General features: G+C 73.3%; 9 protein-coding genes and 1 CRISPR repeat array (1 of these 10 cut by a window edge). All 9 genes read left to right on the top strand.

Annotation, left to right across the window (positions count from 1 at the left end):
• Positions 1 to 3 precede the first annotated feature (3 nt).
• The 9 genes from AB0H21_RS36430 to AB0H21_RS36470 all read left to right on the top strand — a co-directional run bounded on the left by AB0H21_RS36430 (position 4) and on the right by AB0H21_RS36470 (position 15701).
• On the top strand, positions 4 to 4323 hold the full coding sequence (locus AB0H21_RS36430; protein ID WP_358525969.1) for an amino acid adenylation domain-containing protein: 4320 nt from the start codon (positions 4 to 6) through the stop codon (positions 4321 to 4323).
• Complete coding sequence (locus AB0H21_RS36435; RefSeq protein ID WP_358525970.1) at positions 4320 to 5459, top strand: saccharopine dehydrogenase NADP-binding domain-containing protein; 1140 nt, start codon at positions 4320 to 4322, stop codon at positions 5457 to 5459. Before AB0H21_RS36430 ends, AB0H21_RS36435 begins: the two co-directional genes overlap by 4 nt.
• Positions 5456 to 7594, top strand: coding sequence for a Gfo/Idh/MocA family oxidoreductase (locus AB0H21_RS36440; protein WP_358525972.1), 2139 nt, complete (start codon positions 5456 to 5458; stop codon positions 7592 to 7594). The genes AB0H21_RS36435 and AB0H21_RS36440 overlap by 4 nt, the downstream gene beginning before the upstream one ends.
• The gene (locus AB0H21_RS36445) at positions 7591 to 8877 is read left to right on the top strand and encodes a cytochrome P450 (protein ID WP_358525973.1); all 1287 of its coding nucleotides are present in this window, start codon (positions 7591 to 7593) and stop codon (positions 8875 to 8877) included. Before AB0H21_RS36440 ends, AB0H21_RS36445 begins: the two co-directional genes overlap by 4 nt.
• The gene (locus AB0H21_RS36450) at positions 8874 to 9716 is read left to right on the top strand and encodes an alpha/beta fold hydrolase (protein ID WP_358525975.1); all 843 of its coding nucleotides are present in this window, start codon (positions 8874 to 8876) and stop codon (positions 9714 to 9716) included. Before AB0H21_RS36445 ends, AB0H21_RS36450 begins: the two co-directional genes overlap by 4 nt.
• Before the next feature lie 110 nt (positions 9717 to 9826).
• Complete coding sequence (locus tag AB0H21_RS36455; protein WP_358525976.1) at positions 9827 to 10555, top strand: class I SAM-dependent methyltransferase; 729 nt, start codon at positions 9827 to 9829, stop codon at positions 10553 to 10555.
• On the top strand, positions 10555 to 12429 hold the full coding sequence (locus tag AB0H21_RS36460; protein ID WP_358525978.1) for an ABC transporter ATP-binding protein: 1875 nt from the start codon (positions 10555 to 10557) through the stop codon (positions 12427 to 12429). Before AB0H21_RS36455 ends, AB0H21_RS36460 begins: the two co-directional genes overlap by 1 nt.
• Before the next feature lie 10 nt (positions 12430 to 12439).
• A complete protein-coding gene (locus AB0H21_RS36465; RefSeq protein ID WP_358525980.1) occupies positions 12440 to 14173 on the top strand; it encodes an ABC transporter ATP-binding protein in 1734 nt (577 codons plus the stop codon).
• Positions 14174 to 14237: 64 nt separating this feature from the next.
• Positions 14238 to 15701: a salicylate synthase gene (locus AB0H21_RS36470; RefSeq protein WP_358525982.1), complete on the top strand. Its 1464-nt coding sequence runs from the start codon at positions 14238 to 14240 to the stop codon at positions 15699 to 15701.
• Positions 15702 to 16247: 546 nt separating this feature from the next.
• A CRISPR array of direct repeats spans positions 16248 to 16340; the repeat unit is 29 nt; unit sequence GGGACCATCCCCGCGTGCGCGGGGAGCAC (it continues 1409 nt past the right edge of the window).

Genomic DNA, 16340 nt, shown 5'->3' on the forward strand with positions numbered 1-16340 from the left:
GACGTGCTGGCCGAGCTGTCCCGCCGCGCCGCCGCGCCGGTGCTGATGCCCGTCGTGTTCACCAGCGCCCTCGGGACGGCCGTACCGGACGGGACAGGGCCGGACGGGACGGGGCCGGAGGTCTCCTACGCGATCACCCAGACCCCGCAGGTGTGGCTGGACTGCCAGGTCATGGAGCGGGGAGAGGCCCTCGTCCTGTCCTGGGACGTCCGCGACGGCGTCCTGCCCGAGGGCCTCGCCGAGGACATGTTCGGCAGCTACGTCGCCCTGGTGGAGCTTCTGGGCGCGGAGGGCGGCGAGGCGCTCGCCGCGTGGACGGCCCCGGCCCGCGTCGAGCCGCCCCCGGCCCAGATCGCCCGGCGGGCCGAGGTCAACGCCACCGAGGGCCCGCTGCCGGACGCGCTGCTCCACGAAGCCTTCCTCGCCCGGGCGCTCGCCGCCCCCGGCGCGACCGCGGTGGAGACGCCGGACCGCACCCTGACCTACGGCCGGCTCCTCGGTCGGGCGGCGGCGGTCGCCGACCGGCTGGCCGCGGCGGGCCTGCGCCCCGGCGAACCGGTGGCCGTGTGGATGGACAAGGGCTGGGAACAGATCGTCGCCGTCCTCGGCACCCTGATGGCGGGGGGCGCCTACCTGCCCGTCGACACCGCGCAGCCCGTGGTCCGCCGCGACGCCATCCTCGCCGACGCCGCCGTGCGGATCGCGCTCACCCAGTCGTGGCTGGCCGAGATCGGCGACCTGCCCGCGGGCGTGTCCGCCGTCGTCGTGGACGGGCTGCCGGAAGGCGCCCCGCCCGATGCCCTGCCCGCACGCCGCGTGGCGCCCGACGATCTCGCCTACGTCATCTACACCTCCGGCTCCACGGGCACGCCGAAGGGCGTGATGATCAGCCACCGGGCCGCGCTCAACACCGTCGAGGACATCAACCGCCGATACGGCGTCACCGGGGACGACCGCGTGCTCGGCATCGCCGGCCTCGGCTTCGACCTGTCGGTCTACGACATCTTCGGCCCGCTGTCGGCCGGGGGCGTCCTCGTGCTGCCCGACGCGGCACGCCGCGGCGACCCCTCCCACTGGGCCGAGCTCATCTCCGGCCAGGGTGTCACGGTCTGGAACTCGGTGCCCGGCCAGATGCAGATGCTCTGCGACTGGCTGCGCTCCGAGCCCCCGAGCGCCGGCCGGACGCTGCGCCTGGCCATGCTGTCCGGGGACTGGATTCCGGTGGCGCTGCCCGACGAGGCGCGCACGCTCCTCCCCGGCCTGCGGGTCGTCTCCCTCGGCGGCGCCACCGAAGGCTCCATCTGGTCGATCGCCCACCCGATTGGCGGGGTGGACACCGCCAGGCCCAGCATCCCGTACGGCAAGCCCCTGACGAACCAGTACTTCGCCGTGCTCGACCACGCCATGCGGCCCCGGCCCGACTGGGTCACCGGAGAGCTGTACATCGGCGGCGCCGGGGTGGCCATGGGCTACCTCAACGACGACGCCCGTACGGCCGAGCGCTTCGTCACCGACCCTGCCGACGGCGCGCGGATCTACCGCACCGGCGACCTCGGACGTTACCTTCCGGACGGGACCATCGAGTTCCTGGGCCGCAAGGACGCCCAGGTGAAGATCCGCGGCTACCGGATCGAACTGGCCGAGGTGGAGGCCGCCGTGCAGGCGCACCCGGCGGTCGCCGCCGGCGCGGTCGTCGTGGACGACTCGGCCGCCGGTGGACGCCGCCTGGCGGCGTTCGTCGAGACCGCGCGCCGCGACCCCGGCGCCTCCGGGTCCCGGGCCGCCGCCGGAGTTCACGAGGCCGCGGCCGGCGCCGTACGGCACGCCTCGGCGGAGGTCGACGCCGAGCGGCTGGCCGCATTCCTGGAGGCGCTCGACGAGGTCGCGCTGTCGGTGATGAGCCGGGTGCTCACCGAGGCCGGGCTGTTCGCCGGCGGCGCCGCGCACACGGCCGAGGAGGTCTGCGCGGCGCTGCGCTCCACCCCCCGTCACCGGCACGTCGTGCGCCGCTGGCTGCGCGTGCTGTCCGGACGGGGCCGCATGACGTCCGACAACGGCACCTTCACCCTGCTGCGCGCCGCCTCGGCGGAGGAACTGGACGACGCCTGGAAGCGGGCGGCCGACCTGGAACGCGAGGTGGGCTGGAGCACCGAACTGCTGGAGGTGATGCGCACCTGCGCTGATCGGCTCGCCGACCTGGTGGCCGGCGACGTCGACATCCGCGCGCTGCTCTTCCCCGGGGCCGGCACGGACGCGGCCGACGCGGCCTACCGCGACAACCTGGCCATCCGGCACCTCAACCAGGGCGTCGTGGCCGCCGTCCGGGAGATCGCCGCGGGCCACGCGGGGGAGGAGCGGCTGCGCGTCCTGGAGGTGGGCGGAGGCGTCGGCGGCACGACCGGCGAGCTCGTGCCGGCGCTCGCGGAGTTCGGCGTGGACTACCTGTTCACCGACTCCTCCGCGTTCTTCCTCAACGAGGCGCGGGAACGGTTCGCCGACCACCCCTGGGTGCGCTACGAACGCTTCGACGTCGACGAGGACATCCGCGCACAGGGGTTCGTGCCGAACTCCTTCGACGTCGTGGTGTGCGCCAACACGCTCCACGCGGCGTCCGACGCGGAGACGGCGATGTCCCGGCTGCGTGAGCTGCTGGTACCCGGAGGCCATCTGGTGTTCGTCGAGAACACCAAGGACGACCACGCGCCGCTGCTGGTGTCCATGGAGTTCCTGGAGGTCGCCGGGCGCGCCTGGACGGACCTTCGCGCGCACACCGGGCAGTCCTTCCTCACCGCCTCCCAGTGGCGGGAGGTGCTGGCCCGTCACGGCGCCGCGGACGTTCTCACACTCCCCGAACCGGGCGACCCGCTGGCCGCGACCGGCCAGGAGCTGTTCCTCGCCCGGATGAAGACCGACCGCGTCCACACGACCATCGGCGAACTCGCCCGCGGCGCCTCGACCCGGCTGCCCGAGTACATGGCGCCCTCGGTGTGGCAGATCGTCGACGCGCTTCCCCGCACCGCCAACGGCAAGACCGACCGGGCGCTGCTGCGCTCCTGGCTGCCCCGCGAGACCGCCCAGGCCGCCCCGACCGCCGACGACCGGCCGATGGACGAGCTGGAGAGCAGGCTCGCCGAGCTGTGGGCGGAGCTGCTCGCGACGAAGCACGTCGGCCGCGGCGACGACTTCTTCGCGCTCGGCGGGGACTCCCTGCTCGTCGCCCGCATGGTCGGCCGGCTGCGGGAGCGGATCCCCCAGGCCGCCGAGCTCGAATGGGAGCTCGTGCTGCGCCACATGCTGAGACGGCCCACGGTGGCCGGGCTCGCCGCGTTCCTGCGCGGCCTGACCGGGGAGACGCCGGCCGCCCGGTCCGAGGGGCCGCGCGACCCCGTCATCCACCTGCACGGCGCGCGCTCGGCCGGCGAACCCACCACGGTCCTGGTCCACGCCGGCACCGGGACGATCATGCCGTACCGGGCGCTGATCACCGAGATCAGGCGCCGCTCCCCGGGCGTCGCCAATGTCGTGGGTGTGGAGGTGCCCGAGCTCGACGGCTACCTGGCCGCCCCGCCGGAGGGGCTCATCGAGCGGCTCGCCGCCGACTACGCCCGCGCGCTCGACGCGGGCGGCGGCGGACGGTTCCACGTCGTCGGCTACTGCCTCGGCGGCCTGATCGCGACCGAGGTCGCCCGTAACCTGGCCGAGTCGGGCGCGCGGGTGGAGACCCTGACGGTCATCAGCAGCCACAGCCCCCGATTCCGCCTCGACGACGAGCTGCTGTCGGAGTACGCGTTCGCCGTCATGATGGGCATCGACCCGGCCGACCTGGGTTTCCCCGAAGACCAGTACCGGGTGGCCGCCGCCGCGGACGTCGTCCTGGCCGGCAGCCCCGGTGTCATGCCCGACGGCGGGCTCGCCGCCCTCACCGGTGAGTTCTCCGACGTCGCCGAGCGGTTCCGTGCCCTCGCCCGCATGCCGCGCGCCACCCGCATCGCCCGGATGTGCGACGCGGTGCCCGCGTCCGCCGGGAACTACGAGCCGGACCACATGACCCGGCTGTTCTCCGCCTTCCGGCAGAGCGTCTTCGCCATCACCCGCTACAACGCCGAGCCGTACGCGGGCGACATCACCTTCCTCCGGCACGACGGGGCGTACCCCTTCCCCGGCAGCAAGGCCGCCGTCACCGAGTACTGGGAGGAACTGACCCTCGGCGACCTGGACATCATCGACATCGGCGGCGACCACTTCAGCTGCCTGTCGGTCGAACACGCCCCCGCGATCCTGAAGATCCTCGGCGAGCTGACCGGCGGGGCGGTGATCCGATGACGGGGCGGCGTGTCGTAGGAGTGCTGGGCGCCTCCGGAGCGGTGGGCCGGGCCGCCGTGCGCGAACTCCGGGACCTCGGCCACACCGCGCTGCGCCTCGGTGGCCGCCGCGTGGACGCGCTGCGGGAGGTGAACGAATCCGCTGGCGATGTCGTGCGGACGGACGTGGAAGACCCCCGGAGCCTGGCCGCCTTCGCCGGCGGATGCGACGTCGTCCTCAACTGCGCGGGCCCGACCTACCGGCTGAGGGCCACCGTGGCCTCCGCCGCGCTGGCCGCCGGAGCGCACTGCGTCGACGTCGCCGGCGACGACCCCGCGGCGGAGGACCTCCTCGCCGCGGGCGACCCCGCCGAGAACGGCAAGACCGTGGTCCTGTCCGCCGGGGCGCTGCCCGGGCTGTCCTCCATCCTTCCCCGATGGCTCGCCCGGCACGGCCTGGACGAGGTATCCGCGCTGACCGCCCACTGCGGCGGGCTGGAGTTCTGCTCCCCGACCGTGGCCGTGGACCTGATGCTCTCCCTCACCTCCGGCGGCGCGGACGGCGCCGCGTACGGAGAGCCGCTGGCCGCCGTCCGCGGCGGGCGCCGGGCCTCCCGCGCGCTGCGGGCCGCCGAGGACGCCGAGGCGCCCGGCTTCCCCGGCCGGGTCGCCGTCCAGCCCTACCTCAGCGGTGAGACCGAACGCCTCGCCGCGCGCCTCGGGCTGGACCGGGTGGACTGGTTCAACGTCCACCCCGGCCCTCAGGTGTACGCCCTGCTGAACCTGCTGCCGGCCCGCCTCGCCGCCGGGGAGGACATGGACGGGCTCGCCCGGCGGCTGATCCTCGCCGCCGAGCTCGACCTCGCCGGGCGCACGCCGTACTACGTGCTCGACTTCCGCATGTCCGGCACCGCGGGCGGGGAGCCCGCGGAGCGCCGCCTGACCGTGCGCACCGCCAGCAGCTACCGGCTCACCGCGGCCGTCGGCGCCCTGGCGGTGGACGCGGTCCTGCGGGGAACCGTGCCGCCCGGCGTGCACTTCGCCTGCGACGTGCTCGACCCCGGCGTCGTCGCCGGACGGATCCGGAGCGGCGGGGCCGCCGACCGGTTCGAGCTGTCCGGCGGGTCGCACGATCTGGTGGAAGAAGGGGTGCTGTGAGCGGGCCGCCTCCCCTGCGCGTGGTCGTCTGCGGCACCAACTTCGGCCGCTTCTACATCCAGGCCGTGCTCGACCACCCCGGATACGTCCTGGCCGGAATCCTCAGCCGGGGCTCCGCCGCCTCCCGCGACCACGCCCGGCGCCTCGGCGTGCCGCACTACACCGACGTCGACCGGCTGCCGGACGACGTCGACGCGGCGTGCGTCGTGGTCGGCTCGTCGATCCAGGGAGGCGAGGGGACCGGTCTGGCCAAGGCCCTGATCGGCCGGGGCGTCCACGTCCTGCAGGAGCACCCCGTCCACCTCGGCGAGCTGACCGAATGCCTGAAGCTCGCCCGCGCCCACAAGGTGCAGTACCGGCTCAACACGCACTACCCGCACGTCGCGCCGGTGCTCTCCTTCATCGAGGCCGCCCGCCCGCTCGCCGCCCGCCAGAAACCCCTGTTCGTGGACGCCGCCACCCCGATCCACCTGATGTACCCGATGGTGGACATCCTCGGCCGGGCGCTGGGCTCCCTGCGCCCGTGGCGGTTCGCCGCCCCGGCCGCCGTGCCCGAGGAACTCGGCGCGCAGCCGTTCCGCGTCCTTCAGGGACTGCTCGGCGGCGTGCCGCTCACCTTGCGCGTCCACCACCAGATGGATCCGGCGGACCGCGACAACCACGCCCTGCACTGGCACCGGGTGTCCCTCGGCACCGAGGGGGGCGTGCTCACGCTCGCCGACACCCACGGGCCGCTGCTGTGGAGCCCGAGGCTGCACGTCGGCCGGGACGCCGACCACCGGTTCGTCCTGGACGGGCCCGGCACCGGGGACCTCGATCACGCCACCACCACGGTCGCCGGTCACACCGGGACGTTCCGCGACGTGTTCGCCCAGATGTGGCCGCGTGCCATCGGCCGCGCGCTCGACGGGCTGCGCGACGCCGTCACGGAGGGCGGGGACACGCTGCGGGCGGCGCAGTACGACCTGGCGGTGTGCCGCATCTGGTCGGACCTGGCCGCGCGGCTCGGACCACCGGAGATCGTCCGGCCCCCCGCCCCGCGCCCGCTCCCCGCCCGCGAGGTGTTCGCCGACCTGTCGCCGGACGACGGAGCACGCGAGGTGTTCGCCGACCTGTCGCCGGACGGCGGAGCGCGGGAGGTATTCGGCGGCCTGTCGCCAGAGGGCGGAGTGCGGGAGGTATTCGGCGGCCTGTCGCCGGACGGCGGAGCGCGGGAGCCTTCGGTTGCCGTCGAGGCGCGGGAACCGGCGCCGTCACCGGAACCCCCGGGCGCCGCGGAGGCGGCGGCGCCGTACGCGGCGTCGGCCGAGTTCTTCGACCTCGTCGCCGCCGGGCACACCGCCACCGCGAGCATTCCCGCCATCACCGAGGCGCTCGCCGGGGTGGACCTCTCCGAGGGGCCGGTGGTCGACATCGGCGCCGGCACCGGCCTGGTGACCGAGGCCGTCGCCCGGGCCCGGCCCGACGCGGAGATCCTGGCCTGCGAACCGGTCGCCGGTATGCGGGCCGTGCTCACCAGCCGCGTCTTCAGCGACCCGCACCTTCGCCGGCGGGTGACGATCACCGCCGATGCGGCCCCGGAGCTGGACCTTCCCGACCGGGTCGGCGCCGTCCTGCTGTGCGGCGTCCTCGGCCATCTGGACGAAGGGCGGCGCCGGCGGCTCTGGGAGCGGATCCTGCCGCGCCTGTCTCCCGGCGGTGTCGTCATCGTGGAGCTGATGGGCCTGGAAACGCCGCTGGTCCTTCCCGAAGCCCGGATGGCCACCGCCCGGGCGGGCCGCCACCGTTACGAGTGGTGGTTCTCCGGCGTTCCCGATGGTGCTTTCGACGGCGGTGCCGATGGTGCTTTCGACGGCGTTCCCGACGGTGCTCTCGATGGCGCTCTTGACGGTGCCCCCGAGGGCGCGATGCGCCTGCACACCACCTGGCGGGTGTACCGGGACGGCCACGACACGCCGGTGCGTGAGGTGCGCGACTCCTACCGCTGGATTCCCTTCGGGCTGCGGCGGGTGGCCGAGGAGTCCGGGCTCCAGGTGCGGGAGCTTCCCACCCGGCCGGGCGCACCGCCTCTGGCGATCCTGACCCACAGGCCGGCCGCCGGCTCACTCTCTCCGACGACGAAGGACGACCGATGAACCCGCCCACCCCGCCCACCCCGCCCACCGCCGTACCCGTGCGCGGACCCGGCGAGCCCGCCGGGTCCGCGGCCGCCCCGGCGGCGGACGCAGCCCGTCCCCAGGGGTTCCCCATGCGCCGGGGCTGCCCCTTCTCCCCGCCCGAGGACTACGCCCGCCTGCGCACCGAGGAGCCCGTGGCCCGGGTCACCCTGCCCACCGGACGCGAGGCCTGGGTGGTCTCCCGCTACGAGGACGTGCGCGAGCTGCTCGCCGACCCGCGGATCAGCGCCGACATCCGCCGCCCCAACTTCCCCGCCCTCGGCGAGGGCGAGCAGGAGGTCGGGGCCAGGCTGCGTCCCTTCATCCGCACCGATGCCCCCGAGCACACCCGTTACCGCCGGATGTTGCTCCCGGAGTTCACCGTCCGCCGGATCCGCGCCATGCGGCCCGCCGTCCAGGCCATCGTGGACGGCCTCCTGGACTCCATGCTCGCGTCCGGAGGGCCCGTCGACTTCGTCCCCGTCTACGCGAACGCGGTCTCCACCTCCGTCATCTGTGAACTCCTCGGCATCCCCAAGGAGAACCTGGAGTTCTTCCGCGACGTCACCCGCGTCTCCGGCTCGCGCGCCAGCACCGCCGAACAGGTCGCCGAGGCCCTCGGCGGACTGTTCGCCCTGATCTCCGACCTGGTGGCGCGGCGCCAGGAGGAGCCGGGCGACGACCTGCTGTCCAAGCTCGTCACCGGCCACCTGCGGACCGGCAACGTCACCTTGCCGGAGCTTCTGTCCACCGTGGGCATCACCATCAACGCCGGGCGTGAGACCAGCACGAACATGATCGCGCTGAGCGCCCTGCTGCTCATCCAGCGCCCGGACCTGGCGGACGAGCTGCGGGCCGACCCCTCGCTCATGCCCGCCGCCGTGGACGAACTGCTGCGGGTGATGTCGATAGCCGATTCGATCCCGCTGCGGGTCGCCGCCCAGGACATCGAGATCTCCGGCGCCGTGGTGCCCGCCGACGACGGCGTCATCGGCCTGCTCGCCGCCGCCAACCACGACCCCGAGCAGTTCCCCGACCCGGACCGCGTCGACTTCCACCGTGCGGACAACCATCACGTCGCCTTCGGCTACGGCGTGCACCAGTGCATCGGCCAGCACCTTGCCCGGCTGGAGCTGGAGGTGGCCCTGGAGACGCTGATCCGCCGCGTGCCGACGCTGCGCCTGGCCGTGCCGTACGAGGAGGTCGAGTTCAAGCACGACTCGGCGACCTTCGGCATCGAACGGCTGCCGGTGACCTGGTGAGCGCCCACCCCGCCCTGCCCGTGCCCGCCGCCGGCGGGTACGGCTCGTCATGGCGTTCGAGCCCGTGGATCAGATGCTGGAGCCCGCGTCCGGCGGCCCGGTTCCGTCTGGTCTGCCTGCCGCACGCCGGGGGCGGCGCGAGCGCCTACCGTCCCTGGCTGGCCCTGCTGCCGCCGGAGGTCGAGCTCCTGGCCGTCCAGTACCCGGGCCGGGAGGACCGCTTCCAGGACCCCCTGGTGGACGACATGGAGGAACTGGTCACGCAGATCGCCGACGCCCTCGTGTCGGCGCTCGACCGGCCCTACGCCATGTTCGGCCACAGCATGGGCTCGGCCGTCGCCTGGGAACTGGCCCACGAGCTGCGCCGCCGGGGCGCCCCCGGGCCGCGCAGGCTGTTCGTCTCGGGTCGCGAGGCTCCGGGAACCGTCACGGCCGGAGAGGTCCACCGCCGGACGGACGCGGTGCTGTGCCGGGAGCTGGAGCGGCTCGGCGGCACCAGCCTCGAAGTGCTGGCGGACGACGGTCTGCGACCGGTGGTGCTCGGCTACATCCGCAATGACTACCGCCTTATCGAGACCTACCGTCCGGCGCCCCGCGCGCCGCTGAGCTGCCCGGTCGCGGTCTTCACGGGCGAGTCCGACCCGGAGCTGACACCTGGGAGCGCAGCCCGCGGCGCCGGCGGCTGGGCGGACCTCACCACCGCCCGCGCCGAGGTCCGCACCTTCCCGGGCGGCCACTTCTACCTCAACGGGCGGCGCCGGGAGGTCGTCGCGGCGCTGCTGCGGCGGCTGGACCCGTCGCTGGCCGAGAACGGTCAGAGATGGCCGAGCACCCCATGACCGCCAGGCCGTCCTTCCGAGCAGGAGCACTCCCATGACCGCCAGGCCGTCCTTCCGAGCAGGAGCACTCCCATGACCGCCAGGCCGTCCTTCCGAGCAGGAGCACTCCCGTGATCGACTATTACTCGACGTCGGCCGAGTTCTACGAGATGGTCGCCACCCGCCACACCGCCAGCAGCGGACCACCGCTGGCCCGTGTGCTCGCCGGCGTCGACGTCTCGCACGGTCCCGTGCTGGAGATCGGCGCCGGAACCGGCCGGATCACCGAGGTCATCGCGTCCGCGCTTCCGGACGCGGAGATCATCGCCGCCGAACCGTCCGCCGCCATGCGCGCCATGCTCACCTCGCGAGTGGCCCGCGACCCCGACCTGCGCCGCCGTGTCACCGTCGTCGACCACTCGGCGCAGAACCTGGATCCGCCCGAACGGCTCTCGGCGGTCGTGATCTTCGGGGTGGCGGGGCACCTCACCCCCGCCGAACGGGGCTCGCTGTGGCGGCGGCTGTCCGGCAGGCTGCCCGACGGCGGCCTCATCATCGTCGAGCTCATGGGCGTCTCCTCGCCGCGTGTCATCCCGCCCGTGATGTCACTGCGGGAGACCATCGGCCGCCAGACCTACGAATGGTGGATCGGTGGCGAGCCCGCGCAGGGCGACGCCATGCGGTTCACCACCACCTGGAAAGTGCTCCGGGACGGCCGAACCGTACGCGAGGTCGCCGACGACTACATCTGGCACACCTTCGACGTCGCCCGTCTCGCCCGTGAGTCCGGAATGACCAGCCGTCGCATCACCGAGGCGGCCGGGCAGGCGATTCCCGAGATCGGAGTTCTCGTCAAGTGATGCGCAATTCCTCCCATCCGGTCGCGCAGCCACCCCCAGCGCCGCACTCCTCGGACACCCCGCCGCCTCCGTTGCGCGGCATCCTCCGCCAGGTCCGGGGCCGCCTCACAACGGCCGTCGTCCTCCAGGCCGCGGCGGCGCTGGCCGGAGTCACACCCTTCGTCGCCGTGGCGCGGATCGCCGCCCACCTCACCGGCGGCTCCCGCCCCCAGGCCGGAGACCTCTGGCCCCTGGTCACCGTGGCCTGCGTCTCCGGGCTCGCCGCCCTCGCGCTGGGCTCGGCGGCGGGTTTCGTCAGCCACATCGCCGACAACGACCTGCAACTCACCCTCCGCCGGCGGCTCGCCGATCACGCCGGACGGTTGCCGCTGGGCTGGATCAGCGCCGGAGGCGCGAGCCAGATCAAGCGGGCCGTACAGGACGACGTGCGCGCTCTCCACACACTCGTCGCCCACACCCTGCTCGATGTCACGGCCCTGTTCGTCGCGCCCGCCGCGGCGCTGGTGTACCTGTTCACCGTCGACTGGCGGCTCGCGCTGCTGAGCATCGTGCCGCTCGCCGCCGGCGCGTACCTCTTCGGCCGGGCCATGTCCGGGGCGGCGGCCCAGATGGCCGAGTACGGCGCGGCCCTCGGCCGGATCTCCTCGACCGCCGTCGAGTTCGTCACCGGCATCGCCGTGCTGAAGACCTTCGGTCGTGGACGCAGGGTCCACGACCGGTTGCTGGCGGCCACCGACGGCTTCTCCGACTTCTTCACCAGGTGGGTCCGGACCACGCTGGTCACCTCCACCGGAGCTCTGCTGGTCGTCTCCCCGGTGCTCGTACTGCTCTTACTGGCCGCAGCCGGGACCGCGCTCGTGGCCGGCGGATGGACGACCGGCGCGGACCTCGTCCCCTTCATGCTGCTGGGGCCCGCAGTCGCCGCCCCGATGAGCGTGGTCGGCACCCGCGTCCAGCAGATCAGGGCCGGACAGGCGGCGGCGGCCCGGATCTCCGCCCTGCTCGGCATGCCGGCCCTGCCGCAGACCGACGCGCCCCTCACCCCGCAGGGGTTCCGCGTGTCGGTGCGCGGGGTCTCCTTCTCCTATGACGGGCACACCGACGTGCTGAGCGGCATCGATCTCGACCTCGAACCGGGCACGATCACCGCGCTCGTCGGGCCCTCCGGATCGGGGAAGTCCACCCTCGCCTCCCTGCTGCTCCGTTTCCAGGACGTCACGGCCGGGGCCGTGACCATCGGGGGCGTCGACGTCCGCGACATGTCATCCGCCTGCCTCTATCAGAATGTCGGCTTCGTCCTCCAGGACGTGCGGCTGCTGCGTGCCTCAGTCGCCGACAACATCCGTCTCGGCCAGCCCACGGCCACCGACGAGGAGATCGAACGGGCCGCGCGTGCCGCCCAGATCCACGACAGGATCGCCGCGCTGCCCGGCGGCTACGCCACCGAGGTCGGCACCGGGGTCACCTTCTCCGGCGGGGAGGCGCAGCGCGTGTCCATCGCCCGCGCCTTGCTGGCCGACGCGCCCGTCCTCGTCCTGGACGAGGCGACGGCGCATGCCGACCCCTACTCCGAGGCGCTGATCCAGACCGCGCTGTCGACGCTGGCCGCCGGCCGGACGGTCCTCGTCATCGCGCACCGGCTGCCGACGATCCGCCACGCCGACCAGATCGTCGTGCTCGACGGCGGTCGCGTCGCCGAGCGGGGCGGCCACCGGGAACTGCTGGCCGCGGGCGGGCGCTACGCCACCTTGTGGAAGGCGCAGTCCACCGGGCGAGACGAGACGCGTGAAGAGGCAGCCGTCCCGGCTCCGGCCGTCCTCGGCCGATCCGACGACCCGACGATCCGCGAGAGGGAACCCCGCGATGATTCGTGATCTTCACCGCGTGCTCGGATCCGAAGGATCGGGGCCGCTGAACCGTCTTCTCGCCGTGCAGGCCGGTGCCGCCGTCCTCCAGGGCGTCGCCTTCGCCCTCCTGGTGCCGCTCCTGCGGGCCCTGCTCGATGACGTCTCCGGCGACGTCCGGCCGTGGCTCACCGCCCTCGTGATCTGTTCGCTCGGATACGCGATCCTGCAGGCGATCGGTCTCAGCCAAGGCTTCACCGCGGGTTCCCGGCTGTCCCGCGTACTGCACCGCCGCCTCGCCGGGCATGCCCTGGACCTGCCCCTCGGCTGGTTCACCGCCGGGCGGGCCGCGGAGTTCGGCCGGCTCGCCGGGCAGGACGTCATCCAGGTGATGAACATGCCGGCTCACCTGCTGCGCCCGCTGGTCACCTCGGTGCTGACTCCGGTCACCATCGTCGTCGCGTGCCTCTTCCTCGACACGCGGGTCGCGCTCGTGCTGGTGCTGTGCGCCCCCGTGCTGCTGGCCGTCCACGTGTGGAGCACCTCCGTGGTGCGCAGGCTGGACGACGGCCGCGACGGCGCGATCGCGGAGTCAGCCGACCGCGTCCTGGAGTTCGTGCGGAACCAGCCGGTGCTGCGCGCGTTCGGCAGGACGGCTGAGGGCTACGGCGCGCTCGACGACGCGCTGGTGGAGGAGGCCCGGGGGGACCGCCGGCTCATCCACCGCGGCACCCCCGGTCTGGTGTCCTTCGCCTTCGCCGCCCGGATGGTCTTCGCGCTGCTGCTGGCCCTGACGGTGTCATGGACGCTGGACGGCTCCCTGGACGCCGCGACCATGCCCGCCCTGCTGGTGCTCGTCGGCAGGCTCACCGACAGCGTGTCCACCGCGGCCGACCTCGGTGCGGGGATGCGGATCGCACGGGGCAGCCTCCAGCGGCTGCGCGCTCTGCTCGACACACGCCCGTTTCCCCGCCCCGCAGACCCCCGGCCGCCCGGCGGTGCCGACGTGGAGTTCGATCAGGTGAGCTTCGACTACCCGCGGGACACACCGGTGGGGACGGGGCGGGGGACGTTGCTCGCCGACGTGAGCTTCCGCATCCCCGAACGCAGCATGACCGCGCTCATCGGCCCGTCCGGAGCCGGCAAGACCACGGTCGCCCGCCTGCTCGCCCGCTTCTGGGACTCTACCGGTGGCGTCGTGCGCGTCGGCGGCGTCGACGTGCGGGACATCTCTCCCGAGGTTCTGGCCGCGTCGGTCTCGATCGTCTTCCAGGACGTCTACCTCTTCGAGGGCACGATCGAGGACAACGTGCGCGTCGGCGACCCGGAGGCGAGCGAGGACGCGCTCCACCGGGCGGCGGCCCTCGCCGGACTGGACCAGGTGGTCCGGACGCTGCCCGACGGCTGGTCGACCGTGGTCGGAGAAGGCGGAACCGCCCTGTCCGGCGGCCAGCGTCAGCGTGTCGCCATCGCCCGGGCCCTCCTCAAGGACGCGCCGATCCTCGTGCTCGACGAGGCGACCGCCGCGCTCGACCAGGAGAGCGAGGCCGCGCTGACCTCGACCGTGCGGGCGCTGGCCGCGGACAAGACGCTGCTGGTCATCACACACCGGCTCAGCACCGTGCTGGCCGCCGAGCAGGTGCTCGTCATGGACGGCGGGCGGATCACCGAACGCGGCACCCACGACGAGCTGATGGCCCTGCGCGGCACCTACGCCACCTTCTGGGACCAGCGCGGCCGGGCCGAGGGATGGCGGCTGGAGTCCGCCCGATGAACCCGTCCACGCCGACGAGCACGATCGGCCGCGCCGAGGTGGCCGCATGACAAGGAGCACGACGATGAGCATCGAGCCCGCTACGGTGTGGGCGGACTGGGCACGGGCGGTGCCCGCCCTCGGGCCCTCGACCGTCCACGACGCCCCCGACGACCCGGCCGCCGCGGCGGTGCTGCTCACCCGCGCCGGACTCGGCGAGGAACACGTGGTCTACGAGCAGGCGGGGATCTGGTACTTCGCCGCGGGGAACGCCGTCACGCTCACCGTGGACGCGGCGCGGGTCGTCGCCCGTGCCCGGGGCCGCTCCTGGGTCGTGCCGGTCGACGGCCGGCCGCTGGACCAGGTCGCCGGCGCGGTCGCGGCGCTGGGGCGGACCGGCGCGGCGGACCGTCACCTGTACGGGTGGGCCGCCTTCGAACTCGCCCACGTGCTCCACGGCGACCCCGCCGAAGCGGGGACCGAGCCGCTCCTGCACCTCATCGTGCCCAGCGTCGAGGTCGCGCTGCGCCCCGGCAAGGCCGAGGTGCGCGCGGACGGCGACGCCTGGACCAGGAAGATCCGCGCCCTCCTCACGTCCGAGCCCGCGCCCGATGCCGAGCCTGCGCCCGATGCGAAGGCCGCGCCCGATGTCCAGGTCGTGGCGGCCCTTCCGGCGTTGCCCGACGCCGAGCGGCTCATCGCCGCGGGCGGGCACGCCTACCGGCAGGCCGTCGCCCGGGGCGTCGCCGACATTCACGCGGGTCTCATCGGCAAGGCCGTCCTCTCGCGGGCCGTGCCGCTGCCCCCTGGCGGCGCGCCCGACTTCGCCGCCACCTACCTCGTCGGCCGCCGGGCGAACACCCCCGCGCGATCGTTCCTGCTGAACCTCGGGGGCTGGCAGGCGGCCGGCTTCAGTCCGGAGACCGTGGTCGAGGTCGACCCGAGCGGCCGCGTCTCCACCCAGCCGCTCGCGGGGACCCGCGCTCTCGGGCCGGACCCGGAGGAGAACGAGCGTCTGCGCGGCGAACTCCTCACCGACGCGAAGGAGGTGCACGAGCACGCGATCTCCGTACGGCTCGCCTGCGAGCAGATGGAATCGATCTGCAGGCCCGGGTCGGTGATCGTCGAGGAGTTCATGACGGTCAAGGAGCGTGGGTCGGTGCAGCACCTCGCGTCCCGGGTCGCCGGGAGGTTGGAGGAGGCCGTCGGCCCCTGGCCGGCGTTCGGGGCTCTCTTCCCGGCCATCACGGCGACCGGTGTGCCGAGAGCCGCCGCCCTCACGGCCCTGACCCGGCATGAGGCAGGGCCCAGGGGGCTCTACGGCGGCGCCGTCTTCCGGGCGGGGACGGACGGCTCACTCGATGCCGCGCTGGTCCTGCGGACGCTGTTCGGCCGGGGACGGCGCACCTGGCTCCGTGCCGGAGCCGGAGTGATGGGGCAGTCCGCTCCCGAGCGCGAATACGAAGAAACATGCGAGAAGTTGAGGAGTGTTGTCCCGTACCTGCGCTTTCAGAGTCTTTTGAGGGATTCCGAAAACCTTTCCGGCTAGTTTTATCGCGGTACGCAGTCGCTTTGGGGATCGGAGCTGATCCTCTGAGTATCGTGAGGGGGGAATAGGGCGTCGGTGAGCGTCACCTCGCCGGTAGGCATACCAGGGGGAATCATGACGGCTTCTACCGAGCACCGCCCTCATGCGGGCCACAGTCACCAGCACGGGCCGGGCTGCGGGCACGTGGCGGTGCCCCACGGTGATCACGTCGATTACGTCCATGACGGATGTCTGCACAAATTGCATGAAGACCACGTCGATGAATGCGAGCCGGCGACGCATACCGTCCATTCACATCACGATCACCAGCATGGCCCGGCATGTGGTCACGTTTCCGTACCCCACGAGGACCACGTGGATTACATTCACGACGGCCACCGGCACGCCCTCCACGAAAGCCACTGGGACGATCACTGAGCTTTTCATCCTGCTTCGCGGAGCCGAATGCCAAGGATCGCCTCGCCGGAGCGCGATGGTGGTGGGCGGCCGGCACTGACCCCCTGTCCCACAGGTGGCTGTCGGCGCGGATCCTTAGGCGGGCCTGCAGGAACCATCCCCACGTTCGCGGGGAGCACTTCTTTTGCATGGTGCTGCGCGATCATCGCACGGGACCATCCCCGCGTGCGCGGGGAGCACATC

Source organism: Sphaerisporangium sp. NPDC051011 (assembly GCF_040653595.1).
GTDB lineage: Bacteria > Actinomycetota > Actinomycetes > Streptosporangiales > Streptosporangiaceae > Sphaerisporangium.

Excerpts from the sequence above, each read along its gene's own strand:
- AB0H21_RS36435 (WP_358525970.1), top strand. The coding sequence starts at position 4,320 with ATGACGGGGCGGCGTGTCGTAGGAGTGCTGGGCGCCTCCGGAGCGGTG.
- AB0H21_RS36445 (WP_358525973.1), top strand. The coding sequence starts at position 7,591 with ATGAACCCGCCCACCCCGCCCACCCCGCCCACCGCCGTACCCGTGCGC.
- AB0H21_RS36460 (WP_358525978.1), top strand. The coding sequence starts at position 10,555 with ATGCGCAATTCCTCCCATCCGGTCGCGCAGCCACCCCCAGCGCCGCAC.
- AB0H21_RS36470 (WP_358525982.1), top strand. The coding sequence starts at position 14,238 with ATGAGCATCGAGCCCGCTACGGTGTGGGCGGACTGGGCACGGGCGGTG.